This window comes from Arthrobacter sp. R1-13 (genome assembly GCF_054161475.1).
In genome coordinates, this window is sequence record NZ_CP096420.1 from 2,963,760 (window position 1) to 2,988,471 (window position 24,712).

Consider the following 24,712-nt stretch of genomic DNA (forward strand, 5'->3'; position numbering starts at 1 on the left):
TTCAAGTGCCAGAGCAGCCTAGCCACCGTCTACCAGAGGAATTTGGCGGAAACGAGTGGCTCGTGGACGAACTGTACGAGCGTTACCAACAGGACAAAAACGCGGTCGACGCCAAGTGGTGGCCTCTGTTTGAATCCTTTGACGCCGGTGAAGGTTCTTCCACCAATGGGACCTCCGGAGCGAATGCTCCGGCCCACCCCGAAACCCGTGAACTTCCAGTTGTAGCGCCCCCTGCAGCGGCACCGGCGCCGGCTGCATCCGCTCCTGGTGCCCCCGCCCAGCAGGCTCACCAGCAGGCGGAAACCGCCCCTCCGGCAGCACCTGCCGCGAAGAAGGCTCCCGCGACGGTTGCCCGCGACGGCTCCAAAAAGCCCGAGGCGACCAGCGGCTCGGCCCCGATTCCGGCCCAGCTGCCCAAGAACATCAAGGCTCCCACCGCACCGGAGGAAGACGTCGTTTCCGTTCTGCGGGGCCCGGCCAAGGCAATCGCGTCCAACATGGTCACGAGCCTCGAGGTCCCCACGGCCACAAGCGTCCGTGCCATTCCCGCGAAGCTCCTGATCGACAACCGAGTGGTCATCAACTCCAACCTGGCCCGCGCCAGGGGCGGCAAGGTCTCCTTCACGCACCTGATCGGGTACGCGGTAATCCGCGCCCTGTCCCAGTTCCCCTCAATGAACGTCTACTACGACGAGGTGGACGGCAAACCCGTAGCGGTACAGCCCGCACACGTTAACTTCGGCATCGCCATCGACATGCCCAAGCCCGACGGCACCCGCCTTCTTATGGTGCCGAACATCAAGAAGGCTGAGACCCTGAACTTCTCGGAGTTCTGGCACACCTATGAAGACCTCATCAAGCGTGCCCGTGCCGGAAAGCTTACGGCCGACGACCACTCCGGGACCACGGTTTCACTGACCAACCCCGGTGGCATCGGAACCGTCCACTCGGTTCCGCGTCTGTCCAAGGGCCAGGCGGCCATCATTGGCGTTGGCGCCCTCGACTACCCTGCCGAGTTCCAGGGCGCGAGCGAGAAAATCATCGCCCAGAACGCCATCAGCAAGGTACTCACTCTGACGTCCACCTATGACCACCGGGTCATCCAGGGTGCGGGCAGCGGCGAGTTCCTCAAACTGGTCCACTCCCTCCTGCTCGGCGCCCAGGACTTCTACGACGAGATTTTCGAAGCCCTGCGCATCCCGTACGAGCCCGTACGCTGGAGCCCGGACCTCCAGATTGACCCTGCAGACCAGATCAACAAGGTTGCCAGGATCCAGCAGCTGATCCACTCCTACCGCGTCCGTGGCCACCTGATGGCAGACACGGATCCGCTGGAATACGTGCAGCGCAAGCACCCTGACCTCGATGTCCTGACGTATGGACTGACGCTTTGGGACCTGGACCGCGAATGGCCCACTGGGGGCTTCGGCGGCAAGCCGCAGCTGAAATTCCGCGACATCCTTGGTGTACTCCGGGATGCCTACTGCCGCACCACCGGCATCGAATACATGCACATCCAGGAGCCTGCCGAGCGCAAGTGGTTCCAGGACCAACTCGAGCACCCCTACTCCAAGCCCAGCCGCGAAGAGCAGCTCCGGATTGTTTCGAAGCTGAATGCAGCCGAGGCCTTCGAAACCTTCCTGCAGACCAAGTTCGTTGGCCAGAAGCGCTTCTCGCTGGAAGGCGGCGAATCGCTGATCCCGCTGCTGGATGCCATCATCTCCGATGCCGCTGACGACGAGCTGGACGAAGTGGCAATTGGCATGGCCCACCGTGGCCGTCTCAACGTGCTGACGAATATTGCAGGCAAAACCTACGCCCAGGTCTTCCGCGAATTCGAAGGCACCCAGGATCCACGGTCCGTACAGGGCTCCGGCGACGTCAAGTACCACCTGGGCACCGAGGGTACGTTCACCTCGGACAACGGCAAGGAGACCAAGGTCTACCTCGCGGCCAACCCGTCCCACCTGGAAGCTGTTGACCCGGTGCTGGAAGGCATCGTCCGGGCCAAGCAGGACCGCCTGGACCAGGGTGAAGCATTCCCCGTGCTGCCCATCATGATCCACGGTGACGCTGCCTTCGCCGGCCAGGGTGTTGTGGCTGAAACCCTCAACCTGTCCCAGCTCCGCGGATACCGCACGGGTGGAACCATCCACGTAGTGGTCAACAACCAGGTTGGCTTCACCACGGCTCCCTCTTCCTCGCGGTCCTCCACGTACTCCACCGACGTCGCCAAGATGATCCAGGCTCCGGTGTTCCACGTAAATGGTGACGATCCCGAAGCCGTGGTCCGGATCGGCCAGCTCGCATACGAGTTCCGCCAGCGGTTCCACAAGGACGTCGTCATCGACATGGTGTGCTACCGCCGCCGCGGTCACAACGAAGGCGACGACCCCTCAATGACCCAGCCGCTGATGTACAACCTGATCGAAGCCAAGCGGTCCGTGCGCAAGCTTTACACCGAGTCGCTCATCGGCCGTGGGGACATCACCGAGGAAGAAGCCGAGCAGCTGCTCCGCGACTACCAGGAACGCCTCGAGCGCGTGTTCGCCGAGACCCATGCAGCGCAAACATCCCCTATCCCGATCATCACGGCCGACTCCGCCGCTGTGTCCGATATCGAGCGGCCACAGGCTCAGCAGGCCGACTTCGGCACCAACGCACCGGCGTCGACGGCGATTTCACCGGAGACGCTGGCACGGATCGGCAAGGCCCACCTGGAGATTCCCGAGGGTTTCACGGTCCATGCAAAGCTCAAGCAGTTGCTTGAGAAGCGCGAGCAGATGTCCCGTGAAGGCGGTATCGACTGGGGATTCGGCGAGATTGCGGCCTTTGGCTCGCTGATCATGGAGGGCGTGCCTGTCCGCCTGGCCGGCCAGGACTCCCGCCGTGGCACGTTTGTACAGCGTCACGCAGTCTTCCATGACCGGGCTAACGGCAACGAATGGCTGCCGTTGGGCAACCTCTCCGACAGCCAGGCCAAGTTGTGGATCTACGACTCCCTGCTGTCGGAATACGCCGCAATGGGCTTCGAATACGGCTACTCGGTTGAGCGTCCGGATGCGCTGGTGTTGTGGGAGGCTCAGTTCGGAGACTTCGTCAACGGCGCCCAGACGGTCATCGACGAGTTCATTTCGTCCGCTGAGCAGAAGTGGGGCCAGCGTTCTTCGCTCGTCCTGATGCTGCCGCATGGCTACGAAGGCCAGGGCCCGGACCACTCCTCAGCCCGCATCGAGCGCTTCCTGCAGATGTGTGCCGAAGAAAACATGATCGTGGCCAACCCCACCACGGCGGCGTCCCATTTCCACCTGTTGCGCCGCCAGGCCTACAGCAGGCCGCGCAAGCCGCTGATCATCTTCACTCCAAAACAGCTTCTTCGCTTGAAGGGTGCGGCATCGGCTGTGGAAGACTTCACCACGGGAGCCTTCCGGCCTGTTATCAGCGACCACGAAAACCTCCAGGGCGACGCCGTCGAGCGCGTGCTGCTGGTCTCGGGCCGCCTGTACTACGATCTCCTGGCCACCAGGCAGAAGACGGCAGATTCGACGACGGCGATCGTCCGCGTGGAGCAGCTGTATCCGCTGCCCCACGCAGAGATCGCTGCCGAGCTCGCCAAGTACCCCAACGCCGAAGTGGTGTGGGCACAGGACGAGCCCGCCAACCAGGGTCCTTGGCCGTTCATGGGGCTGAACCTTCCTGAGGCTTTGGACCGCAGGGTGCGCCTGGTCTCCCGCCCGGCGTCCGCTTCCACCGCAGCGGGTTCCATGAAACGCCACGCCGCGGAGCAGGACACGCTCCTCAAGCAGGCTTTCGCCCGCAAGTAGGTTCACTTGCTGCCCGGCTGGTCGTCGAAACAAGCGACGCACGGCCGGGCAGTTCTGTTTAATGGACACACCGCCCACCGCGGCTGTGAGTCACCGGTAGTTGTCCGATAATTGTCTGTCGGACCAAGGGCAATCCTGACGTCATCGCCGAGGTAAAGAGGTAGTAGTGGAAGACAGGAAGCTGCGCATAGCGGCTGTTGGAGATGAGTTGCTGGCCGGACTTGGTGACCCCAGGGCTCTTGGCTGGCTGGGGCGCGTTCTTGCCCGCACTCCACAGGACGGCGTGGCCGTTGAGTGCTACTCCCTCCCCTGCCCTCAGGAAGGAACTGAAGGCCTGGCATCGCGTTGGCTGGCGGAAGCGACCCGGCGGTTCAGCGAGCACCATGAAAACCGGCTCGTCATCGGCTTATCCGGCAGGGACGTGGAGTTCGGCCTTTCCACCGCCAGAAGCCGGCTCAATCTTGCGAACATCCTGGACGCCGCCACTCAAAACAACATCGAAGTCTTTGTCGTTGGACCACCGCCCTCGCTGGATCCCGGACAAAACAGGCGGCTGAGTGACCTCAATACGGCCTTTGCCGATGTAACAACCCGGCGCAAGCACCTCTATGTGGATACGTTCTCGCCGTTGCTGAACCACGAGCAGTGGCGTCAGGATCTTGCTGCCAACGGCGGAACTCCAGGCCAGTCCGGTTATGGGTTGATGGCTTGGCTCGTACTGCACCGTGGGTGGTTCCAGTGGCTGGGTCTTGCCGCTCCCGAGTAGCAGCCAGTTAGCTATTGCGCTCCAAGGAATCGCGATATATCGTAACTCACACGATATATCGTGAGTTGGAGGAGCCATGACAGAGAGCAGCAGGACAGAGAACAGCTGGACCGTTACCGGCCCCCAGACCATCGACGTTGACGGCGTCACCTCGCTTAAGCTGGGAATCGTCGGCGGTCGCTTCGACGTGGTTCGCCACGAGGAAGCTGTGACCCGGATCGAGATTTCCGAGGTTCACGGTGATCCTGTCGCAGTGAGTCTCGTGAATGGCAGGCTGGAAGCCAGGCATCAACTTCATGGCGCCCAGGGCTGGTTCAAGAACCTCATGGGCGCCGTCAACCACAACAGCAGCAATTCAGTGGTTATCAGTATCGCCCTGCCGGAGGGCGTCCAGGTGGAAGCCGGGACAGTCAGCGGGGACGGCCTGGTGGCAGGAACAGGCAACCAAACCCGGCTGGCTACTGTGGGCGGCTCAGTCATGGCCGACGCGACGTCCGGCGAGCTGCACATCAATACTGTCAGCGGTGAGGTGATAGCACGAAACCACAAAGGCGTCCTGACTGCCAAGAGCGTGTCCGGAGAAGTGACAGCCTCCGGGCACTTCAGCCATATTCGTGCGAACACTGTCAGCGGAGATATGAGCTTCGACCTTAAGGGGTTCACCAGCGATTTTGGGGCGAATTCCGTTTCCGGTGATCTGACCGTCCGGCTGCCCCAGGATGTCGGAGTGGATATCATCGCCAAGTCCGCGAGCGGAGCCGTGACTATAGATGACCGGCAGTACTCCCAGCCCGGCGGCAAAGTGGAGGCCATCGCAGGACCTGATTCACGCCTTATGCTCGTTCGGACCAACTCGGTATCAGGCAGTCTTTACATCCTTCACAGCCTGTCATCGGCAGATTCAGAAGCAGCGGTCTAGTGCCTCCGGTCTTCGCCCACGGTGCCCTACGCCTCTACCTCCTGGCATTGCTGGAGTCCGGACCCAAACATGGCTATGAACTCATCAAGGCGCTCAGTGACCGCTTCGGTGGCACCTATTCGCCTAGCGCCGGGACCATCTATCCGCGGCTGGCCAAGCTCGAGGAAGAGGGCCTGGTGGCAACAGAGACCCAGGGCCGGCGCACCAAGTACAGCATCACAACGGCCGGGCTCGGTGAGCTTGATGGACGCCGGGACAAGCTTGCTGATGTGGAGAATGACATTTCCGCCTCAGTCCGGCGTCTCGCGGACAACCTGCGTACGGACATCCGCAATAACATGCGTGGGCTACGCGCAGACCTTGCAGCCACTGCGGAGGCAGCCCGTTCCAGCGCCAGGTCAGGCGATCTGTTCGCCCGTGCCGAACGCAAGCCATCTGGCAATGACCCCATGCTCAAAGAAGCCGAAATGATCCTTCAATCCTTCAGGGACGAGCTGCGGGTGGAGCTCAGGCTTCATGCCAGCACCAACCCCATTACCCCGGTGACCCTGGAAACCGTCCGGACGGTCCTGCACCAGGCGGAGATCGCTATCAAGAATTCATTGCAGGAGTAGTGCCGGTCGGTTCGCGGCCAGTCCCGCTTTATGGGAGACTTGAGGGCAGCTCTTTTGAGTACCGATAGTAAGGAGGCCAGCTATGAGCAAACGTGCACGTAAACGTCGTGACCGTAAGCGTGGCGGCGCGAACCACGGGAAGCGCCCCAACACCTAAGCCACGGCTTGGAACAAAAGCTTAAAGCTTCGGGCCCCGGAAACCACATGGTTTCCAGGGCCCGAAGCTTTTGCTGTTTTTGGGAGAGGCCGCTAGGCGTCGACCGGACGAATCCCGTGGATACGGTCCAGGATGGCGTTCTTGAGATTCTCGGGAGCCGACTCAGTACAGGAACGCTTCACCATATTGCGGATAACGCACTCGAGGTCGTATTGCTCCAGGCACTCCGGGCAGTCGTCCAAGTGGTCCTTGATCTCTGCAACGTCATCACGCGTCAGGGCACCATCGAGGTACTCATAGATGCGTTCCATCCGGGCGTCATCACAGTCGCCCAATCCTTGGCAGTCGCTCATTTCCTGTTCTCCTGTGTGTCACTTCCGGGCGCCGGGGTGGATTCCCCCGCGGCTTTAAAACCCCGCTCTGCGGCATAGTCCGCGAGCATATCGCGCAGCATCTTCCGGCCACGGTGAAGTCGGGACATGACTGTCCCGATCGGGGTGTTCATGATGTCTGAAATTTCCTTGTATGCGAAGCCTTCAACGTCGGCGAAGTAAACGGCCAGCCTGAACTCCTCGGGTATCGCCTGAAGCGCCCGCTTAACGTCCGAATCCGGAAGGTGGTCAAGTGCTTCAACCTCTGCCGAGCGCAAGCCCGTTGAGGTGTGGGACCCGGCCCGCGCCAGCTGCCAGTCTTCGATGGTGTCGGTGTTGGACTGCAGGGGTTCGCGCTGCCTCTTGCGGTAGAGGTTGATGTAGGTATTCGTCAGGATCCGGTACAGCCAGGCCTTCAGGTTGGTTCCCGGCTTGTACTGATGGAACGCCGAAAAAGCCTTGGTATAGGCCTCCTGGACGAGGTCCTCCGCATCGGCGGGATTCCGAGCCATCCGCATGGCAGCGGAGTAAAGCTGATCCACATACTGCATGGCGTCGCGCTCAAAACGGAGCCGCCGCTCCTCAGCCGATTCGGATTCGACATCCACTTCCGCTTCGGGGGCCGGCTGCCCGGCCTCTTCACCTTCGATGGCTTCAGGCTCTTCGAGGTGCGGAACTGAAGTCCCCGCTGCTGCCGCGGCCATGGCTGCGGGTGTGGCACCGTTTCCGGCTGCCTCATACATGGCCGCTACGGCCGGATCCAGGGTGCTCATTGCAGTCAAGTCTACTGTCACCTTCCGCTTGCCCGGGTATGCGGAAGCGCTTGCTTCCCACTCCTGCGGAGGACTCAGCAGGTTGACGTCGTCCTTTACAAAACTCAAACTTGCTCTCCACTCTGTGTCCGGACGTCAGTGAATCCGGGGGACGTCCATGCTTCCGGTCAGACCGGCCAAGCCATCACGCGGTGCCTGACCGGAGCGATACGGGCCTGCATTTCACAACGACGGGTGGCAGGCAAATATTCCACAAAAGTGCAAGACTAGAACCGGTTCCCCCGCGGAGGTTGCGCGGCTCGTCCATCCAGGAGGAAATTCATGTCCTTTGTCCGTTTTCTCGCCCGGCCCATGCTGGCATCCAGTTTTGTCCTTGCTGGCGTGGATAAGCTCAAGAATGCGGATGATACTGCCGCACAGTTGTCTCCCCTGCTTCGGCGTGCTTCTGAATCCCTCCCCTTCCCCGCAGATGAGAAACTCCTGGCCCGGCTGATAGGCGGTACCCAGGTAGGGGCAGGCCTCTGCTTCGCCCTCGGTAAGTCCGCACGGATGGCGGCTGCCGTCCTTGCTGTCATTTCGGCCTTGAACGCCTTCGTTGAATGGCGCAGTGCCGACATCAGTTCCAAGGAAGGCCGCCAGTCCCGTCGTAATCAGTTGCTGAAGAACATGACACTCACAGGAGGCGTCCTTCTGGCTTCAGTGGATACAGCAGGCAAGCCGAGCCTGGCGTGGCGCGCCGAACACCTCGCCGCAGACGCGCGGAAAAGCGCGGGGCATTTGGCCGCCGATGCCAAGAAAACCACTGGCAAGCAGCTGAAGCGTGCAGACAAAGCAGTGCGCAAGGCCGTAGACCATGCAGTGGGAGCATAAAGCAGTATGACCGGAACCACCTCAGCCGCTCACGCTGCCCCCCTCTCGGCTGACCCTGGCCAGCACTGGCCGGCACCATACGCAGCCCGCCCGGTTAACGCCACAGTGGCAGTACCGGGTTCAAAGTCCCTGACCAACAGGTACCTTGTCCTGGCGGCACTCGCCGATGGCCCTTCACGGCTGCGGGCTCCACTCCACTCACGCGATTCTGCATTGATGATCCAGGCGCTGCGCCAACTGGGAGCCACCATCACCGAGGTTCCCGGAGACAGCGTGTTCGGCCCCGACCTTGAGGTATCGCCCATCACCGGATCCGACGCTGCCGGGGAGGCTTCTATAGATTGCGGCCTCGCGGGTACAGTGATGCGTTTCGTTCCCCCGCTCGCGGCGCTGCGCAACGGCGGCACCCTGTTCGACGGCGACCCGCACGCACGGATACGGCCCATGGGCACCATCATCACGGCTCTTACCTCGCTGGGCGTTACAGTCAGCGGCGAAGCAGACGGGCCGCCGTCGTCCCTGCCGTTTAAGGTTGAAGGGACCGGTCAGGTTCGCGGCGGGCACGTGGTTGTTGATGCCAGCGCCTCCTCACAGTTTGTATCTGCGCTGCTGCTGGTGGGAGCCAGGTTCACCGAAGGCCTCCACCTGGAACACGTCGGCGCCCCTGTCCCCAGCCTTGACCACATCAACATGACGGTTGCAGCACTGCGCGGCGTAGGCGTCTCCGTGGACGATTCCCGCCCGAATCACTGGGTGGTCTCCCCCGGCCCTATCAGTGCCTTCGATCAAAGGATCGAACAGGACCTGTCCAACGCCGGGCCTTTCCTCGCCGCCGCAGTGGCCACGGGTGGAACGGTACGGATTCCCAACTGGCCCGAGGGCACCACGCAGGTCGGCGACATGTGGCGCACCATCCTCCCGGCATTCGGCGCGACTGTCAGTCTGGAGGACGGGACCTTGACCGTCACCGGCGGGACCGAAATCAAGGGCGTCGAATTCAGCGACACGAGCGAGCTTGCCCCAACGGTTGCCGCGCTCTGTGCACTTGCCACCGGTCCGTCCAGGCTCAGCGGCATCGCCCACCTGCGGGGCCATGAGACGGACCGCCTTGCTGCCTTGGTAAGCGAGATCAACGGGCTTGGTGGGGACGTCGAGGAAACACCGGATGGCCTGCTCATTCGGCCCGCTCGGCTCCATCCGGGCATTTTCCACAGTTATGCTGACCACCGCATGGCGACGGCAGGCGCCATTGTGGGTCTCGCCGTCCGTGGCGTGGAAGTCGAAGATATCGCCACCACGGCAAAGACCATGCCTGAATTTCCGCAGATGTGGACTGACATGCTGGCCCAGGGACCTGACTCCGGCTCCGCCACACGTCGTGGACCACGGCACGCCCGGGAAGAGGCTTCCAACGGTGGCACGCAGCACTGAATCGTGGGACGAGTCCGATGTCCGCATTCGTCCGAACAAAAAGGGTTCGCGCCCACGGACGAAGGATCGTCCCAGTCACGATGATGCCGTTATCGGGAGGATCATCACCGTGGACAGGGGACGGTACACCGCTGTAGTGGGCGAAGACTCCGGGAATGAACGGACAGTGGTGGCCGCCCGGGCCAGGGAGCTTCGCCGCTCCCCCGTGGTGGCTGGAGACTTTGTGTCGCTAGTTGGAGACGTTTCGGGAGAGCCTGACACGCTGGCACGGCTGGTCAGGATTCAAGACCGCAAAACGCTCCTGCGCCGCAGCGCCGATGATACCGATCCCATTGAGCGCGCAGTGGTGGCCAATGCCGATCAGCTCGTCATCGTGGTTGCGGCAGCCAACCCGGAGCCACGCACAGGTTTCATTGACCGCGCCCTGGTGGCAGCGTACGACGCCGGCATCGACCCCCTGCTGCTGGTCACCAAAGCCGACGTCAAGGACCCGGCCGAGCTGCTGGCCAACTACCGCCATCTGGACTTTCCGGTCATTATCAGCCGCACCGCTGACTCAGCGGCTTCAGGCATCGATGCCCGCTCGGATGACGGGCTGTCAGCCCGTCTGGACCGTGAAGCAGTCGCGCAGCTGCGCCATCACCTTGACGGCAAAGTCACCGTCATGCTCGGCCACTCGGGCGTTGGCAAGTCCACCATGGTGAATGCCCTCACCGGCGCTGAACGGGCCACCGGAGGGGTCAATGCCGTGACAGGCCGCGGCCGCCACACGTCGTCGTCGGCCCTTGCCTTGAAAGTGACCGGCGCTCCCACGGGAAGCTGGATCATCGACACACCCGGAATCCGCTCCTTCGGCCTGGCCCACGTGGATCCGGACAGGATCCTGCACTCCTTCCCGGACCTTGAGCCTGGGACCGAGGCTTGTGAGCGCGGCTGCAAGCACGACGCCACAGCAGTTAACTGCGGAGTGGATGCCTGGGTGGCCGAAGGCCATGCCGGAGCATCCGGTGCCGCACGGCTCGCTTCGCTCCGGCGCCTCCTCGGCACAGATCCCCGCATGGAAGCACAGGAAACAAAGGAACTCGGCAGCGTCTCCTAAAGGCACGCTGGGGTCATATTGGCAGCGTTGCTGCACCGCTTCCGGGCCTGAAGGCCGCCGAGACGGTAGTTTGGAACAATGACCCAACCCGCTTCGAGCTACAACGATGACCTGCGCCTCGCCCACGTCCTGGCTGACTCCGTGGACGACCAGACCATGAGCCGCTTTAAGGCGCTTGACCTTCAGATCGAAACGAAGCCTGATCTGACACCGGTTACAGACGCTGACAAGGCTGCCGAGGAATCCATTCGCGGGCAGCTGTCGCGCTCGCGCCCCCGCGACGCGGTCCTCGGTGAGGAGTTCGGAAGCTCAGGGCACGGTTCCCGTCGCTGGATCATCGATCCCATCGACGGAACAAAGAACTTCGTTCGGGGCGTGCCGGTCTGGGCCACCCTCATCGCGCTCGTAGATGAAGGCGAACCCGTAGTTGGCCTGGTCAGTGCGCCGGCTCTGGGCAAACGCTGGTGGGCAGCCAAAGGCGCGGGGGCATACATGGGCCGATCCCTGGCTGCGGCCACCAGACTGCGTGTCTCAAACGTCTCGGAGCTTTCCGACGCTTCGTTGTCCTACTCCAGCCTGGGTGGCTGGAAGGAACGCGGGAACCTCGATGAGTTTCTGGGATTGACTGAGGAGGTCTGGAGGACAAGGGCTTACGGGGATTTCTGGTCCTATTGCCTGGTTGCCGAGGGTGCAGTGGATATAGCCTGCGAGCCCGAACTGAATCTTTACGACATGGCGGCGCTGGTTCCCATTGTGACCGAAGCGGGCGGGCGGTTCACCTCATTGGAGGGCGACGACGGTCCCTTCGGAGGCAATGCCCTCGCTACCAACTCGATCCTCCACTCAGAGGTGCTCAAGCGGCTCAACCCAAATCTGGACGACCTCTTATAGTAGACCGGCTGACGAATTATCGACTGCGGAACATCCAGCTAAGGGTGTTCCGCCGTCGTTTTGTTCGGTCAAACGGTTGTTTGTCCACCTGCCGTAACAATCGGCTTAACATTTGGATCGACTTTTTTATGGCTGACTGAATGTCTTAAGCTCGATATCAGGTCACGAGTGCCAGCGCTAAACCCCGGTTTGCTGGCCGGCAACCCTCCATTCGCGGTGGGGTGCCCCGGGTGACGACCAGGCCGGTCCGGAACGGACCCGGCAAGCGCGGATCCCGGCTGAGGGGTCCTGTTCGAGTGAGGTCCCGTTGACTACTGCCATTTACTCCCCCGACGCCGCTGCTGCTGACGCTTCTTTTAGCGAACAGCACGTTGCCCTCTCTGTTTCCCGTCGCCCGCTTGCAGCCGTCACCGGGGCGGAAATCCAGGCGCCGCTCATCCAGGGCGGACACATCCGCTACGCCAACCTCGACTACGGCGCGTCGGCACCAGCGCTCTCCGTTGTCTCGGCCTACCTGAACGAGATCCTGCCCTATTACGCGAGTGTCCACCGCGGCGCGGGTTACGCCTCACAGATCAGCACCTCCGTTTACGAGAACTCGCGCAACATTGTTCGCGACTTCGTAGGCGGCCGCTCCGATGATTCCGTGATTTTCACGCGCAACACCACTGATTCGCTGAATCTCCTGGCCGGGTGCCTCCCCGCAGCAGGCGGACAGCACATTGGTGAAGTGCTGTATCTCGACATCGAACACCACGCCAACCTGCTTCCGTGGCAGGGAGTCCCGCACCGCAGCGTCGTGGCAGAGGAGACCCTCGCCGGAACCATCGCCAATCTCCGCGCAGAGCTGGAACAGGGCGACATCAGCCTGCTTGCGGTCACCGGAGCCTCAAACGTCACCGGTGAAATCCTGCCCATTCGCGAACTGGCCGCATTGGCGCACCAATTCGGCGCCCGGATCGTCGTTGACGCGGCCCAGCTTGCTCCGCACCGCCGCATCAACATTGCAGCGGACGACGTCGATTACCTCGCCTTTTCGGGTCACAAGCTCTACGCTCCATTCGGTTCCGGCGTCCTGGTGGGCCGCCCTGACTGGCTCGACGCCGGCACACCCCACCTTGCAGGCGGCGGCGCGGTCCGCGAAGCCAGGCTGGACAGCGTCAGCTGGACGACTGGCCCGGCACGCCATGAGGGCGGCTCCCCCAACGTTCTGGGCGCTGCGACCCTTGCCCGGGCCACCCAGGTCATTGCCGCCCTGGACCAGGACCTGTGGCACGCCCACGAGTCGGCCATCCGTTCCTTCCTCGTCGAAGGGCTGCAGAAGATCGAAGGCGTCACCGTTCACCAGATCTTCAGTGACACCGATTCCGCCACAGACACGATCGGCGTCGTGAATTTCTCGGTAGAGGGCTACGACGCGGGCCTGGTGGCCGCATACTTGTCAGCGGAGCACGGCGTGGGGCTCCGCGACGGCCGTTTCTGCGCCCATCCGCTCCTGAAGCGGCTGGGCCTGCCCTCAGGATCGTTGCGGGCAAGCTTCGGCTTGGGCTCCCGCCTCGAGGACGCCCAGCGGCTGCTTGCGGGCATCGAGGAGCTGCGCCGTACGGGTCTTGGCTGGGACTACGTAGTCGACGCCGGACGCTGGGTGCCGGCAAATGACACCCGCACCTACCCTGAATGGGCACCAAACACCCCGGGAACCGCCGGAGCGGCGCCCTGCATTGAAGACTGACCCGCGCTGAAGAGGTAAGTTCAGGGGGTAACCAACAGCCGGCCGGAGGAGAGTACGCGTGGCGCGGGGAGGCCCCAAACTTCATCAGCAGCGCCGCCGCGAACTGGGCATGGCATTCCAGGACGGCGGCGAGCACTACGATCGCGTCCGCCCGAATTACCCTCTTGACTCCGTGGATTGGCTCGTGCCGGCCGCGGCCCATGACGTTGCCGACGTCGGTGCCGGAACCGGTAAGTACACCGAGTTGCTGGCCCAACGCGGCATGCGGGTGACCGCCGTCGATCCTTCCCCGGACATGCTCGGACAGCTGCGCAGGGCGCTGCCCGGCGTAACGGCGCTTGAGGGCACGGCGGAGTCCACCGGACTCGGGGATGCCGCGTTCGACGTCGTAACTGTCGCCCAGGCGTGGCACTGGTGCGATCCCCTGCGGGCCAGCACAGAGGCCGCCCGGATCCTCCGCCCCGAAGGAGTGTTGGGGCTCATCTGGAACCAGCTGGACACTTCCGTGCCGTGGGTGCACCGGCTTTCCCGGATCATGCATGCCGGCGACGTCCTCAAACCACACTTCAGGCCGGTTGTAGGGCCCGAATTTGTCGATCTGGAAAGCCATCTGACGCGCTGGGAGGACCCGCTGACACCCGATGACATTCTTGAACTCACCAAGTCCCGCAGCTATTACCTCGGCGCCTCTGCGGCTGTCCGGGCGAAAGTCATAGCAAATCTCGAGTGGTATCTTCATGAGCACCTGGGTCACCCAGCCGGCGTAGCCATCGGCCTCCCCTATTTGACCCAATCCTGGAAGGCCTATAAAGCGTGAGGCTGCAGGACATAGCGGTAGGCTTGGTTCCGTGAAGACCAGTGCGCCATCCTCCTCCATCGAGGACTACGTCAAGGTCATCTACTCCTTTACGGAGTGGCAGGATAAGCCCATCACTTCGTCGCAACTGGCCCAGCGCCTGGGCGTCGCCAACTCCTCAGTCTCGGAAATGGTCCGGAAGCTCAAGGAACAAGGGCTGGTTGACCATAAGCCCTACAGCGCCATTACCCTGACGGACAACGGGGTCAACCTCGCTCTTTCCATGGTCCGGCGGCACCGGCTCATCGAAACCTACCTCGTGCAGGAACTGGGCTACAGCTGGGACGAAGTCCATGACGAAGCGGAGCACCTCGAGCACGCGGTGTCGGACACCTTCATCGAGCGCATGGCGGCAAAGTTGGGGAACCCGCTCCGCGATCCCCACGGAGATCCCATTCCCTCTGCAGACGGTTCGGTCAAAATGCCGCCAGCCCACCGGCTGAGTGAACTGGACGAGGGCCACACCGGCAGAATTACCAGGATCAGCGATGAAAACCCGGAACTCCTGCGGTATCTCTCTTCGGAGGAGATCGATCTTGACGCCAACGTCGAGGTAGTTGGCCGGAAGCCGTTCGGGGGGCCACTCGTCGTGCGGATTGGTTCCGGCGATGTGCGCCGTGAGTTTGACCTGGCTGACGAGATCACCTCAGCCCTGTGGGTCTACAGTGAAACCGCCCATGCGGGCTGCCGGCTGCCGGTCCTCTGAATGCCTTCGTATTGGACAAGCGCTCTGAAGGCTCCGGGATGGAAGGCCTGGCTCGCAGTCGCTGTTGGTGGCCTGGCGGGAAGTGAACTCCGGTACGGGTTGGGTCTCCTCTTCCCCGAGCACCCGGGATCCGTTCCGTGGACAACCCTGGCGATCAACGTAAGTGGCAGCTTTGTGCTGGCGCTCCTGACAACATTGTGGATGGCCCGGCCGCGAACATCATTCTGGCTCCGGGCAGGGATTGGTCCGGGGATCCTCGGTTCCTTCACCACGTTCTCGGCGGTTGTTTTCGCCCTGGACAGGCAGATCCGTGACGGGCAGCATGCGCTCTGGATTTTCTACCTCGGGCTTTCCCTCATTCTCGGGCTCGGCGCCGCGGCGGCCGGCTGGAAGGCTGGCAAGGCCGTTGCCGACATCACTGGAGGGGCGCAATGACCACTGCGCTTCTCGTTGGGCTGTTCGGAATGGTGGGCGCCTTGCTCCGCTTCGCCGTTGACACTTTATTTGCCCACCGAACCGATTCCCGCTCCCATTGGCCGTGGGCTACATTCATGGTGAACATGACGGGCTCCCTCATCATTGGCCTCTCCCTGGGCATCACCGGCCGGCTGGGGTTGGGGCCCGAACTGCAGGCAGGACTCGCTACAGGTTTGGCAGGCGGCCTGACCACCTTCAGTTCATGGACGACGGCGACAGTCCGGTTGGTGAGCGAACAGCGCTTCGGTGCAGCCGCCCTGAATGTTACCGCCAATCTTCTCGCGGGGCTGGCTGCTGCCGGGGTTGGGATCATGCTGGCCGGCTGAGGAATAAATCGGGGCGCAGACTCACGTATCGTTGACTGTGATGATGAGCAGACGCGACGCCGCAATAGCCCTGGACGTTCCCCTTGAGATGGCCCAGCGCCACGGCATTCCCTCCCGCCTTTCGGAGGCAGAGTTGCGTGAGATACTCGACAACCCGCCTCCGTGGTTGGTGCAGTCCCGTGCCAATCGAACAGGTAAGCGGCCTGTGTGGGTTCATCTGCAGTGCGATGTCTGCGGATATTCAGAGGCCGCACGCCCCAAGAAATGGTGGCCGGACTTCACCTACGTCAGCTGCGCCCACCACAGTCCGGCCGAAGTGCCCGCGCCCGCAGCCGGCTTCGTGAGGAGCGAATTCGACGGCATCGGAACCCGCTTCGTTGGCATTGCCGACGTCAACCCCTCTCAGTAGGGCGAGGCAGGATCAGCCGGCGTCCGTCATTTCCTCTGGCACCGCAATGAGATGCTGTTCCCTTCCATCCCGGAGCACTACCAGGTCCAGCGGCGCCCCGATCGCTTCAGCGAACATCAGCTTCTGAAGGCTTTCAGCATTGGACACAGACTTCTTGCCCACACTGAGCAGTACATCAGCGGGCTGCACTCCGGCGCGTTCAGCCGGTGAGTCCGGCAGTACCTCGACGATTCGCAGGCCTTCCCGTTTGCCGGTCCTCATCACGGCACTGACGGGAAGCTGCACGGGAGTGCTGACAAGGCCCAGATAAGCGCGCCGGACCCGGCCATCGGTAAGCAGGGACGAGATGATGCGTCGGGACGTGGCGTTGATCGGGATCGCCAGTCCCAGGCCTGCGCCCGCAACGGCCGTATTGATGCCCACAATCCGGCTGTGGGCATCCGCCAGCGCTCCTCCTGAACTTCCGGAGTTGAGTGCCGCATCAGTCTGTATGACATCTTCAATCACCCGGCGATTGCGCCCCGCCCAAATGGGTATCGACCGCCCGAGTCCACTCACCACTCCTGCGGTGACTGACCCAGCCAAACCCAAAGGGTTTCCAACGGCCACTACAAGCTGTCCGACCTTCAGGTTTTCTGCGTCCCCGAAATCCGCCGGTGGGGCAGCCTGCGCCCTGCCCCTCACGATGGCGAGGTCGGAGAGGCGGTCTGCGCCTACTATTTCGATCTCCGTTTTGCTGCCATCGGTGAAGACTGCATGGCCGCTCTGAGTACCACTGACCACATGCGCGTTGGTCAGCAAATACCCGTCCGAGGTGAAGAGGACCGCAGAACCGGCCCCGACGCGGAACCTGCCGGACCTTCCTTTGCCTGTCATCTCAATGGCAGCGACATGGGGCGTCACCGTCTCTGCCACGCGGATCACAGTCGCGGAATAGGAATCAAGCGGATCCTCCGACCCCTCGCCCATGTCCGGATTTGGATGGATAACCGATGCCACAGCGCACCTCCCTAAGACTCGCCTTATCTAATTCAACGACGGTCCGGGCGTGCATAGTCCAGCCACTGCTACGCCCAAAGTGAAACTGCCAGACGTGCCTGACCGGCGATACTAGGCGTACACATCCTGCTGCTCATCCACGACTACCGCCCCAGGCATAAAAAACACCCCGGTCCGAAGACCGGGGTGCTAATCGATGACCCGACACATCCGTGAAGGATGTCTCGACTCACCACATATGTGGAGATGGGGGGAATTGAACCCCCGTCCGATGTCGTGTTGTCAGGGCTTCTCCGGGCGCAGTTTGCGGCGGATTTTCTCGGCCCCAGCTCTCTTGCAAACAAGTAGCTGATCCGGGCCCAGTCATCTAAGAGTCCCGTTTACCCCGATGACGGAGGCAAACAGCAGTGGCTATTTAAATGACGCCAGCATCCGGGGCAATAGCAACCTCGGGCTGACGGACTGTCTTACTGCTTAGGCAGCAAGAGCGAAGTCAGTGCGTTTTGATTCGGCACTTATTGGTTTGCAGACAGCGTTTACGAGATAATTCTGCATCCTCGGCCCGCTTCACCTGTCGCGACTAACATCGTCGAAACCGATCATCCCCATATTTTGTTTTCAACCCGGTCAGGTTCTTCGCGGAATCCGCTCCGATCTTTCCCGGACTACCTATGATAACGCACGTTCAGCCCGAATCATTCCCGACGGCGGTGCAAAGGCACCACTGCATGTGGCCAAGCGTCAGGACAGACTAGCGGCGGTTCCTGGAGCGCATTTCCCGCAGCGCCTCACGGGTGTCCTGCTGTTCACGCAGGGTCTGGCGCTTGTCGTATTCCTTCTTGCCCTTGGCGATGGCAATCTCCACCTTGGCCCGGCCGTCCAAAAAGTACAGCTGAAGCGGCACAATGGTGAACCCGGACTCGCGGATCTTGTGGGAGATCTTCACAAGTTCCTCACGATGCAACAGGAGCTTACGGCGCCTGCGTGCTGCATGGTTCGTCCAGCTGCCTTGGTGATACTCCGGGATGTGGATGCCTTCCATCCAGAGTTCGTCGTTATAAAAGGTGCAGAACCCGTCCACCATGGAGGCGTGGCCCTCCCGCAACGACTTAACTTCTGTTCCCATCAGGGCGATCCCGGCCTCGTATGTGTCCAGGACGTGGTAATCGTGCCGGGCCTTTCGGTTGGTGGCCACTATCTTGCGGCCACTTTCTTTAGGCACGGTAGAACTCCTCAGATCTAGTGTTAGACAAACTTCAAAGGGGTGGACTGCCGCCCGGGGACCGGCTGCGCTACACCCGGGCGTGAAGTCCTTCTAGTGTACGGCAGAGTAGCCGCGCGCTTCAGGTAGGGACTTGGGCCTAGAGCAGGGTCATGGGGTCCACTGCTGCGCCGTTCAACCAGGTTTCGAAGTGCGAATGGCATCCGGTTGAATTGCCCGTGGTTCCCGAGTAGGCGATGAGCTGACCTTGGCTGACTTGCTGGCCTGCTGACACCACCACGCTGCTGTTGTGGTAGTAAATCGTTGTCAGCGAGTTGCCCTGCACCACACCATGCGAAATCTTGACATGATTGCCACCGCCGTCGTTGCCCCAACCGGCCGCAAAAACAGTACCTCCGGCCGCCGCGTAGACGGGGGTGCCGCACCCGGCCCCAAAGTCGATGCCCGTGTGCATATAACCACCGGTTCCGTAAAAGTCCACGGTACCGGGCGGGGTGGCCCGCCAGCCGAACCCAGAGGTTATGGGCACCCCTCCGGAGAAAGGAGACCTGAGGCCAAACGCTGAAGGCGATCCCTGAACGGGGACGTACGGCTGGGCCACCTGACCCTGGGCCCGTGCAGCAGCAGCTGCTGCTTCGGCGATCCGGCGCTGCTCAGCCTCCCAGGCCTCACGCAACTTGCGGTCCCGCTCGGCGATTTCATTCGCTACTGCGTTCTGTTGGGCCTGAACTTTCGACAGCTGCGACTGGATACCTGGCTTGGCCGCCTGCAGCTCCGCATTGAGCCGGGTGGTGTCAGCGATGAGCTTGTCCACCTGTTCCTTCTTGGCGGCAGCCTCATCGCGGGCAGCTTTTTCCCGCTCCAAGGCTGCGTCTGCCTTGGCTTTGAGATCCTTAATCTCGGCCTCGACTGCTTGCAGGCGCGCCTGTGAATTCACGTTAGTGGCATTCTGCTGGCTGAGCTTGTCCATAGCGGAGTTTTGACTCCGCATGGCCTGATCGGCAAGGTCGATTGTGTCCGTCAGGCTCGTCCCGCTGTTCGCGCCCAACAGCAGCGTGAGGTTTGATGGCACACCGCCGGATTTATAAGCTTGCGTTGCGATCTGCCCGATGAGCTTCTTTGTGTCAGCGATCTTCTTCTTATCGCTCTCCAACTGCTCAGTGATTTTGGCCTTGTTTTGCTGGGCGAGATCCACCCGGGCCGCAAGTGCCTCAACCTCTTTAACTGCGCTTGCTACCCTGCCCTGCGCTTCAAGCAAGGCCTGCTGCGCTCCTGGAAGCTGACCTTGGTAAATGACCAACTCTCCGGCCGCCTGCGCTATACGGGCGTCAACAAACTCCAAAGACTGTTGCACACGGGCGGCCTCAGCTTGCAGCGCGGCCTGCTGGTCCTCAAGGTCATCAGCCAAGGCTGCAGGTGCCGACGTCGCAAGGATCGAACACAGCACCAATGCCAGGGCGGCGCTTATCACGCGACCTCGGTATCGGGCCCTGACTGGTGGTTCGATTCTGTTCATTGACGTCATGAGCTTTCCTTTAGGGTACGCACAGCCTAAACGCGCAAATATCTGCGTAGGGTCAAGAGAGACGAAATTCCAGCCAAGATTACACCCAGCGCGAATAGCGCAGGAACCAGGACAAGGGTCTGGCTCGGTGAAATGAATGGCGTGTCCTGAAATTGCTTTGACAAATCGCCGAGGAAGAAATATGAGACCGCCCAAAGCGTTCCGGAAGCCAGTGCAGCGCCAATAAGGGCAGCGATGACACCCTCCAGAATGAAGGGAAGTTGAATGACTGTCTTGGACGCCCCCACGAGCCGCATGATTCCCGTTTCCCTCCTGCGGCTGAAGGCGGACAACCTAATGGTGGTGGCAATCAGCAGGATGGCACAAACGATCATGACGGCCGCGATGACAACAGCGACAACGGACGCTCCGTTCATGACCGAGAAAAGCTGCTCGAGGATCTTACGCTGATCTATGACGCTTTCCACGCCGGGTTGGGAGGCAAATGTCTCGCTGATAATTTGATACTTTTCGGGATCCTTCATATTGATCCGAAAAGACGCCGGAAGCTGGTCAGGAGCCACTGAATCGACGATGGGCGAGTTGGAAAACTGCTCTTTGAAGTGCCCGTACGCGTCTTCTTTTGATTCAAACTGGAATTCATTAATGTACTGGGCGACGGCTGGGGAACGCAGCAATGCTTCCAGGTTCTTCTGTTGCTCGTCAGTCACTGGCCCGGAGGCACAGCCGGCAGCCGCGGAACCTTCGCTGCAGAGAAAGATCGCTACCTGGACTTTGTCGTACCAGTAGCCCTTCATCTGGTTGATCTGTAGCTGCAGCATGCCTGCGGCACCGACAAATGTCAACGATATGAAGGTTACCAGGATGACAGAAATGACCATCGTGAGGTTACGGCGCAAGCCGCTGCCGATTTCACTGAGGATGAATGCGAGCCTCACTGCGGCGCCTCCCCTGACGATGTGCCTTCCTGGCTGACACGCTCTGGTCCAGCCAGATCGTCAAGGCCGCTGGCGTCCTTGAGTCGCCGCGATTGCCCGACGACCGGAATCATCGACGTGTACAGTGCCTTGGCCTCATCACGGATGACCACGCCATTCCGGAGCTCCACCACACGCTTACGCATTTCGTTGACGATATCGTCGTCGTGGGTGGCCATCACTACCGTGGTGCCGTTCTGGTTGATCTTGTCCAGAACGCCCATGATGCCCATGGATGTTGTAGGGTCCAGGTTTCCGGTGGGCTCATCCGCCAGCAGGATCCCGGGGCGATTGACGACGGCGCGGGCGATTGCCACGCGCTGCTGCTCACCTCCGGAAAGCTCGTGGGGCATACGGTGCTCTTTGCCTTCCAACCCGACAGTCTTAAGCACTTCGGGGACAGTCGACCTGATGACACTCCTGCTCTTGCCAATGACCTGCATGGCAAACGCCACATTGGCGAAGACATTCTTCTGGGGCAGCAGCCGGAAATCCTGGAAAACGACGCCGATACCGCGCCGCAGCCGCGGAACACGCCAGCTGGAGATGTTCGCTACGTTCTGGCCGGCCACGTAAACAGCTCCCGACGTCGCCCTGTCCTCTTTGAGGACTAGGCGCAGGAACGTCGATTTCCCCGAGCCGGAGGCGCCTACCAGGAACGCAAATTCGCCGCGGTCGATTTCGAGCGTGATCGAATCCAGCGCGGGTCGCGCCTTCTGGTCGTACACCTTAGTGACATTTTCGAAACGGATCATGGCCCTAATTGCCCCGCAGCACGTGGGCACACGGCTCACTTCTGCCGCCGGTGCACGGGCTTTCGGTTTGGGGGAAGTAGGGCTCCGGCTTCTCGACTATACGCACGGATATTCGGGAATTCCCGGGAATAACAGGGCGTGTCGCTCGATTCCGGCAAGCCGAGGGACCGTATCGACGGCCGTTCGACTACTTTTCCGCGTTGCGGTTGTCAGTACGCCAACGGATGCCGGCGTCAATGAAATCGTCGATCTCGCCGTCGAACACCGCAGAGGTGTTCCCCACTTCATGCTCGGTCCGGAGGTCTTTGACCATCTGGTAGGGGTTCAGGACGTAGGAGCGCATCTGATCGCCCCAGGAGGCTTTGACGTCGCCGGCCAGGGCCTTCTTTTCCGCATCCTCCTGGACTTTCTTCAAGAGGAGCAGCCGGGACTGCAGAACCCGCATAGCCGCTGCCCTGTTCTGCAGCTGCGACTTTTCGTTCTGCATGGAAACCACGGTGCCGGTAGGAATGTGCGTGAGCCGAACGGCTGAGTCTGTCGTATTAACTGACTGCCCGCCCGGGCCGGATGACCGGAAGACGTCAACGCGGATCTCGTTGTCCGGGATCTCGATCGAATCCGTTTGCTCGATCAGCGGGATGACCTCAACGGCAGCAAAGGAAGTCTGCCGGCGGCCCTGGTTGTCGAACGGGCTGATACGCACCAGGCGGTGTGTGCCCGCCTCTACGCTCAGCGTTCCAAAAGCATACGGAGCCTTCACCTCGAAGGTGGCCGACTTGAGGCCTGCTTCCTCCGCATAGGAGGTATCCATGACGGTGGTGGGGTATCCGTGGCGCTCGGCCCAGCGAAGGTACATGCGAAGGAGCATTTCAGCGAAGTCTGCTGCGTCCACTCCCCCGGCTCCGGAGCGAATGGTGACAACAGCTTCACGTTCGTCGTACTCACCCGAGAGGAGGGTCACCACTTCGAGTTCTTTGAGTGCTTTGCGGACGGATTCGAGTTCGGCGGCAGCTTCACCCATCGAGTCGGCGTCGTCCTCGTCCTGTCCCAGCTCTACAAGAACTTCAAGGTCATCGATTCTGGAGGCCAGCGAGTTCAGCCGTTCCAGCTCGGACTGCCGGTGGGAAAGTTTAGAGGTGATGACCTGGGCTGCTGCGGGGTCATCCCACAGATCAGGCTCACCTGCGCGTTCACTGAGTTCAGCAATCTCTTCCTTGAGTGCTTCAACGTCCGTGACGTTCTCAATAGACGTGTAAACGGCGCGAAGAGCGCGGATTTCTGCAGAAAAATCAATTTGAGCCATGGTTCCTCCAGCCTACGCTATCTGCCTCGTCCACCGGCTTTGCGTTGCCTCCCCCGCTCAGCGGCTCAGTCTTGCCCTGGCAGTGGATTCGGCTTGGATGGCAATTCCATCAGGAACGAGGAAGTTGACTATTGGCGGATGCACCACAGCACTCAGCACGACGACGGCAGTGGATCCCTCTGTGCTTCCGGTTGATGGCTCAACGGCAAGACCGTCAAATCGGGTGAAAGCGTCGTTTTGCGTCAGGTAGTCCATGACGACAGTCCGGACCCTTCCGCCGTTCAGCACGGCTGAGGGCGTTCCTGCCGTGGTTTCCATCTGACCGAGGGTGTAGCTGTCAGCAGCCGCCACGGATGCACCGTCAGCCATGGACAGTAGTTTCTTGTGTTCGATGTAAACCGTGGACACTGCCACGACAACGGACGTCAAGAGAAGGGCAAGCAGGATGTAGCCGATGATCAGAACTGTGATTTGACCCGTTTCAGGATCGGCCTGGACGGTGTGAATGTCCTGGCTCTGCTGACGCTGCCGACTCTGCTCAACCTGCTGACTCATCTGAACCTGCCGACGATTTGCGTCGCGGAGCCGTTCAGTTCACTGACGGTAAGCCCGAGGGACTCGTTGAACGGGACGAACGGCAATGGCACGCTCAAATGGACGGTCACCGTAACGGCAGCTCCGGCGGCGGCACAGTCGGCGGGTTTGCACACCGTTTCCATCCGGGCGTTTGCTGCAGGATGTCCATGATCCGCGAGCGCCAACATCACCGCTTGCTCAGCGGCTATACGCCCGCTTTCCGGATCAGCCTGCGCAACGAACACTTTCGCCGCTTGATCGGCGGCGCCAACTACCGCAAAGGATCCGCCCTGGATTTGGCCGACGGTGATGATGAAGTACACCAGCGGCACCATCAGGAGCACGGCGAGGAACGTGAATTCGACGACGGCGCTCCCGCGTTCGGCGTCGTCTCTCCTACCATCGCGCGCAGCAACTTCAGTGCACCAAGCCGCACGAAGGCGCCGCCTAATGCACTCCCTTATGTCGTTGCGGGTCTCACGGCTGCAGAGCGGCATGTCCTTTCACCTCCAGTACCTCCCGTGGTCCGATTAAACCGATCACGGGAAGTGGTGCCTTGACCGTTACTTCAAGGGTCCGCAGCCCTTGGAAGGTTACTTCTGCCGTCGTCACGTCCTGCGCGAAATCCTGGTTCAACGCGCCCTCGATGAGACTCCCCGCACGCTTTCGTGCATCATCCGCGTTTCTGTCTGCGAGCGTTCCGTATCTTGCTCCCGACGCGGCCGCATCGATGAGAGTGTTACGGACGTGGAGTACCAGTGCCAATTGAATAATGGCCAGGAAAAACATCGTCAGCAGTCCACCAACCAAAACGAAGTCAACCACAGCCGATCCCCGTTCCCGCCAGGAGCTGTTTCTGATTCTGGAGGCTCCGGGCGCAGCATCCACCCGCTCGGGGCTCCGCAGCCTCAAACCGGACATCGTTACTTGGCGACCGTGTCCATTGCCTGATTGAAGAGGCCTTCCAGCGCGGGTCCTGCGAGCGCCAAAAGCGCGGCCACCAGGACAGCAGACATGAGTGTGATCATCACCCATCCAGGGACATCGCCGCGTTCAGGGTTGTCCACAGCGGGAAGCGACCCACGTCGTCGAGATGTTTTCAGGTTGCTGAATCGGTAGCTTGTCATCAGCAAA

27 protein-coding genes, 1 other RNA gene and 1 riboswitch are annotated in these 24,712 nt (G+C 61.3%); of the genes, 15 read left to right on the top strand and 13 right to left on the bottom strand.

Annotation, left to right across the window (positions count from 1 at the left end; translation table 11 throughout):
* Positions 1–5: 5 nt before the first annotated feature.
* From M1D88_RS13725 to M1D88_RS13745, 5 genes are all read left to right on the top strand, one after another.
* Positions 6–3,824 carry a multifunctional oxoglutarate decarboxylase/oxoglutarate dehydrogenase thiamine pyrophosphate-binding subunit/dihydrolipoyllysine-residue succinyltransferase subunit gene (locus tag M1D88_RS13725; RefSeq protein ID WP_458111364.1) on the top strand — a complete coding sequence of 1,273 codons (3,819 nt, stop codon included), beginning with the start codon at positions 6–8 and terminating at the stop codon, positions 3,822–3,824.
* A gap of 166 nt (positions 3,825–3,990) precedes the next feature.
* Positions 3,991–4,590, top strand: coding sequence for a GDSL-type esterase/lipase family protein (locus tag M1D88_RS13730; RefSeq protein ID WP_458111365.1), 600 nt, complete (start codon positions 3,991–3,993; stop codon positions 4,588–4,590).
* A gap of 76 nt (positions 4,591–4,666) precedes the next feature.
* Positions 4,667–5,509, top strand: a complete 843-nt coding sequence (locus tag M1D88_RS13735) for a DUF4097 family beta strand repeat-containing protein (protein ID WP_458111366.1) — start codon at positions 4,667–4,669, stop codon at positions 5,507–5,509.
* Positions 5,509–6,123, top strand: a complete 615-nt coding sequence (locus tag M1D88_RS13740; protein WP_458111367.1) for a PadR family transcriptional regulator — start codon at positions 5,509–5,511, stop codon at positions 6,121–6,123. The genes M1D88_RS13735 and M1D88_RS13740 overlap by 1 nt, the downstream gene beginning before the upstream one ends.
* Before the next feature lie 82 nt (positions 6,124–6,205).
* Entirely contained in the window at positions 6,206–6,280 is a 75-nt protein-coding gene (locus M1D88_RS13745; RefSeq protein WP_369299106.1) for a 50S ribosomal protein bL37, read from the top strand.
* A 92-nt stretch (positions 6,281–6,372) separates the two neighbouring features.
* Here the strand turns inward: M1D88_RS13745 and rsrA are convergent, their stop codons facing one another.
* Both rsrA and M1D88_RS13755 read right to left on the bottom strand, forming a co-directional pair.
* Positions 6,373–6,633 carry a mycothiol system anti-sigma-R factor gene (gene rsrA, locus M1D88_RS13750; RefSeq protein ID WP_458111368.1) on the bottom strand — a complete coding sequence of 87 codons (261 nt, stop codon included), beginning with the start codon at positions 6,631–6,633 and terminating at the stop codon, positions 6,373–6,375.
* The gene (locus M1D88_RS13755) at positions 6,630–7,424 is read right to left on the bottom strand and encodes a sigma-70 family RNA polymerase sigma factor (protein ID WP_458114527.1); all 795 of its coding nucleotides are present in this window, start codon (positions 7,422–7,424) and stop codon (positions 6,630–6,632) included. Before M1D88_RS13755 ends, rsrA begins: the two co-directional genes overlap by 4 nt.
* 321 nt (positions 7,425–7,745) lie before the next feature.
* Between M1D88_RS13755 and M1D88_RS13760 the strand changes: the two genes are divergently transcribed.
* From M1D88_RS13760 to M1D88_RS13805, 10 genes are all read left to right on the top strand, one after another.
* Positions 7,746–8,294 (top strand): DoxX family protein, encoded by a 549-nt coding sequence (locus tag M1D88_RS13760; protein WP_458111369.1) that lies wholly within the window; start codon positions 7,746–7,748, stop codon positions 8,292–8,294.
* Positions 8,295–8,300: 6 nt separating this feature from the next.
* Positions 8,301–9,725, top strand: a complete 1,425-nt coding sequence (gene aroA / locus M1D88_RS13765; RefSeq protein WP_458111370.1) for a 3-phosphoshikimate 1-carboxyvinyltransferase — start codon at positions 8,301–8,303, stop codon at positions 9,723–9,725.
* On the top strand, positions 9,709–10,824 hold the full coding sequence (gene rsgA / locus M1D88_RS13770; protein ID WP_458111371.1) for a ribosome small subunit-dependent GTPase A: 1,116 nt from the start codon (positions 9,709–9,711) through the stop codon (positions 10,822–10,824). The genes aroA and rsgA overlap by 17 nt, the downstream gene beginning before the upstream one ends.
* 78 nt (positions 10,825–10,902) lie before the next feature.
* The gene (gene hisN, locus M1D88_RS13775; RefSeq protein WP_458111372.1) at positions 10,903–11,715 is read left to right on the top strand and encodes a histidinol-phosphatase; all 813 of its coding nucleotides are present in this window, start codon (positions 10,903–10,905) and stop codon (positions 11,713–11,715) included.
* Positions 11,716–11,875: 160 nt separating this feature from the next.
* A riboswitch (SAM riboswitch) is annotated at positions 11,876–11,989 on the top strand.
* Between the two features lie 33 nt (positions 11,990–12,022).
* Positions 12,023–13,447: an aminotransferase class V-fold PLP-dependent enzyme gene (locus tag M1D88_RS13780; RefSeq protein ID WP_458111373.1), complete on the top strand. Its 1,425-nt coding sequence runs from the start codon at positions 12,023–12,025 to the stop codon at positions 13,445–13,447.
* A 58-nt stretch (positions 13,448–13,505) separates the two neighbouring features.
* Entirely contained in the window at positions 13,506–14,264 is a 759-nt protein-coding gene (locus M1D88_RS13785) for a class I SAM-dependent methyltransferase (protein WP_458111374.1), read from the top strand.
* 31 nt (positions 14,265–14,295) lie between these two features.
* Complete coding sequence (locus M1D88_RS13790) at positions 14,296–15,009, top strand: metal-dependent transcriptional regulator (RefSeq protein ID WP_458111375.1); 714 nt, start codon at positions 14,296–14,298, stop codon at positions 15,007–15,009.
* On the top strand, positions 15,010–15,444 hold the full coding sequence (locus M1D88_RS13795) for a fluoride efflux transporter FluC (RefSeq protein ID WP_458111376.1): 435 nt from the start codon (positions 15,010–15,012) through the stop codon (positions 15,442–15,444).
* Positions 15,441–15,812: a fluoride efflux transporter FluC gene (locus M1D88_RS13800; RefSeq protein WP_458111377.1), complete on the top strand. Its 372-nt coding sequence runs from the start codon at positions 15,441–15,443 to the stop codon at positions 15,810–15,812. The genes M1D88_RS13795 and M1D88_RS13800 overlap by 4 nt, the downstream gene beginning before the upstream one ends.
* Before the next feature lie 40 nt (positions 15,813–15,852).
* Complete coding sequence (locus M1D88_RS13805) at positions 15,853–16,221, top strand: hypothetical protein (RefSeq protein WP_458111378.1); 369 nt, start codon at positions 15,853–15,855, stop codon at positions 16,219–16,221.
* A 12-nt stretch (positions 16,222–16,233) separates the two neighbouring features.
* Here M1D88_RS13805 and M1D88_RS13810 read toward each other — a convergent pair whose 3' ends face one another.
* The 11 genes from M1D88_RS13810 to M1D88_RS13860 all read right to left on the bottom strand — a co-directional run bounded on the left by M1D88_RS13810 (position 16,234) and on the right by M1D88_RS13860 (position 24,705).
* A complete protein-coding gene (locus M1D88_RS13810; protein ID WP_458114528.1) occupies positions 16,234–17,190 on the bottom strand; it encodes a S1C family serine protease in 957 nt (318 codons plus the stop codon).
* A gap of 268 nt (positions 17,191–17,458) precedes the next feature.
* Positions 17,459–17,827, bottom strand: a transfer-messenger RNA (tmRNA) gene (gene ssrA, locus M1D88_RS13815).
* 144 nt (positions 17,828–17,971) lie between these two features.
* Complete coding sequence (gene smpB / locus M1D88_RS13820) at positions 17,972–18,442, bottom strand: SsrA-binding protein SmpB (protein ID WP_247042716.1); 471 nt, start codon at positions 18,440–18,442, stop codon at positions 17,972–17,974.
* Between the two features lie 139 nt (positions 18,443–18,581).
* Positions 18,582–19,967, bottom strand: a complete 1,386-nt coding sequence (locus tag M1D88_RS13825) for a peptidoglycan DD-metalloendopeptidase family protein (RefSeq protein ID WP_458111379.1) — start codon at positions 19,965–19,967, stop codon at positions 18,582–18,584.
* A gap of 26 nt (positions 19,968–19,993) precedes the next feature.
* Positions 19,994–20,905 (bottom strand): permease-like cell division protein FtsX, encoded by a 912-nt coding sequence (gene ftsX, locus M1D88_RS13830; protein ID WP_458111380.1) that lies wholly within the window; start codon positions 20,903–20,905, stop codon positions 19,994–19,996.
* The gene (ftsE, locus tag M1D88_RS13835; protein WP_458111381.1) at positions 20,902–21,699 is read right to left on the bottom strand and encodes a cell division ATP-binding protein FtsE; all 798 of its coding nucleotides are present in this window, start codon (positions 21,697–21,699) and stop codon (positions 20,902–20,904) included. The genes ftsX and ftsE overlap by 4 nt, the downstream gene beginning before the upstream one ends.
* A 187-nt stretch (positions 21,700–21,886) precedes the next feature.
* Complete coding sequence (gene prfB / locus M1D88_RS13840) at positions 21,887–23,002, bottom strand: peptide chain release factor 2 (RefSeq protein WP_458111382.1); 1,116 nt, start codon at positions 23,000–23,002, stop codon at positions 21,887–21,889.
* A 57-nt stretch (positions 23,003–23,059) separates the two neighbouring features.
* Positions 23,060–23,557, bottom strand: coding sequence for a pilus assembly protein TadG-related protein (locus M1D88_RS13845; protein WP_458111383.1), 498 nt, complete (start codon positions 23,555–23,557; stop codon positions 23,060–23,062).
* On the bottom strand, positions 23,554–24,075 hold the full coding sequence (locus tag M1D88_RS13850; protein ID WP_458111384.1) for a hypothetical protein: 522 nt from the start codon (positions 24,073–24,075) through the stop codon (positions 23,554–23,556). Before M1D88_RS13850 ends, M1D88_RS13845 begins: the two co-directional genes overlap by 4 nt.
* Complete coding sequence (locus M1D88_RS13855) at positions 24,056–24,367, bottom strand: TadE family protein (RefSeq protein ID WP_458114529.1); 312 nt, start codon at positions 24,365–24,367, stop codon at positions 24,056–24,058. The genes M1D88_RS13850 and M1D88_RS13855 overlap by 20 nt, the downstream gene beginning before the upstream one ends.
* 134 nt (positions 24,368–24,501) lie before the next feature.
* Positions 24,502–24,705, bottom strand: coding sequence for a hypothetical protein (locus M1D88_RS13860; RefSeq protein WP_458111385.1), 204 nt, complete (start codon positions 24,703–24,705; stop codon positions 24,502–24,504).
* Between the last annotated feature and the right edge of the window lie 7 nt (positions 24,706–24,712).

Coding starts and splice junctions, on each gene's coding strand:
- M1D88_RS13735 (WP_458111366.1), top strand. CDS start 4,667: ATGACAGAGAGCAGCAGGACAGAGAACAGCTGGACCGTTACCGGCCCC.
- rsrA (WP_458111368.1), bottom strand. CDS start 6,633: ATGAGCGACTGCCAAGGATTGGGCGACTGTGATGACGCCCGGATGGAA.
- M1D88_RS13755 (WP_458114527.1), bottom strand. CDS start 7,424: ATGAGCACCCTGGATCCGGCCGTAGCGGCCATGTATGAGGCAGCCGGA.
- M1D88_RS13760 (WP_458111369.1), top strand. CDS start 7,746: ATGTCCTTTGTCCGTTTTCTCGCCCGGCCCATGCTGGCATCCAGTTTT.
- aroA (WP_458111370.1), top strand. CDS start 8,301: ATGACCGGAACCACCTCAGCCGCTCACGCTGCCCCCCTCTCGGCTGAC.
- hisN (WP_458111372.1), top strand. CDS start 10,903: ATGACCCAACCCGCTTCGAGCTACAACGATGACCTGCGCCTCGCCCAC.
- M1D88_RS13795 (WP_458111376.1), top strand. CDS start 15,010: ATGCCTTCGTATTGGACAAGCGCTCTGAAGGCTCCGGGATGGAAGGCC.
- M1D88_RS13800 (WP_458111377.1), top strand. CDS start 15,441: ATGACCACTGCGCTTCTCGTTGGGCTGTTCGGAATGGTGGGCGCCTTG.
- M1D88_RS13805 (WP_458111378.1), top strand. CDS start 15,853: ATGATGAGCAGACGCGACGCCGCAATAGCCCTGGACGTTCCCCTTGAG.
- M1D88_RS13810 (WP_458114528.1), bottom strand. CDS start 17,190: ATGGGCGAGGGGTCGGAGGATCCGCTTGATTCCTATTCCGCGACTGTG.
- M1D88_RS13825 (WP_458111379.1), bottom strand. CDS start 19,967: ATGACGTCAATGAACAGAATCGAACCACCAGTCAGGGCCCGATACCGA.
- ftsE (WP_458111381.1), bottom strand. CDS start 21,699: ATGATCCGTTTCGAAAATGTCACTAAGGTGTACGACCAGAAGGCGCGA.
- prfB (WP_458111382.1), bottom strand. CDS start 23,002: ATGGCTCAAATTGATTTTTCTGCAGAAATCCGCGCTCTTCGCGCCGTT.
- M1D88_RS13845 (WP_458111383.1), bottom strand. CDS start 23,557: ATGAGTCAGCAGGTTGAGCAGAGTCGGCAGCGTCAGCAGAGCCAGGAC.
- M1D88_RS13850 (WP_458111384.1), bottom strand. CDS start 24,075: ATGCCGCTCTGCAGCCGTGAGACCCGCAACGACATAAGGGAGTGCATT.
- M1D88_RS13855 (WP_458114529.1), bottom strand. CDS start 24,367: ATGTTTTTCCTGGCCATTATTCAATTGGCACTGGTACTCCACGTCCGT.
- M1D88_RS13860 (WP_458111385.1), bottom strand. CDS start 24,705: ATGACAAGCTACCGATTCAGCAACCTGAAAACATCTCGACGACGTGGG.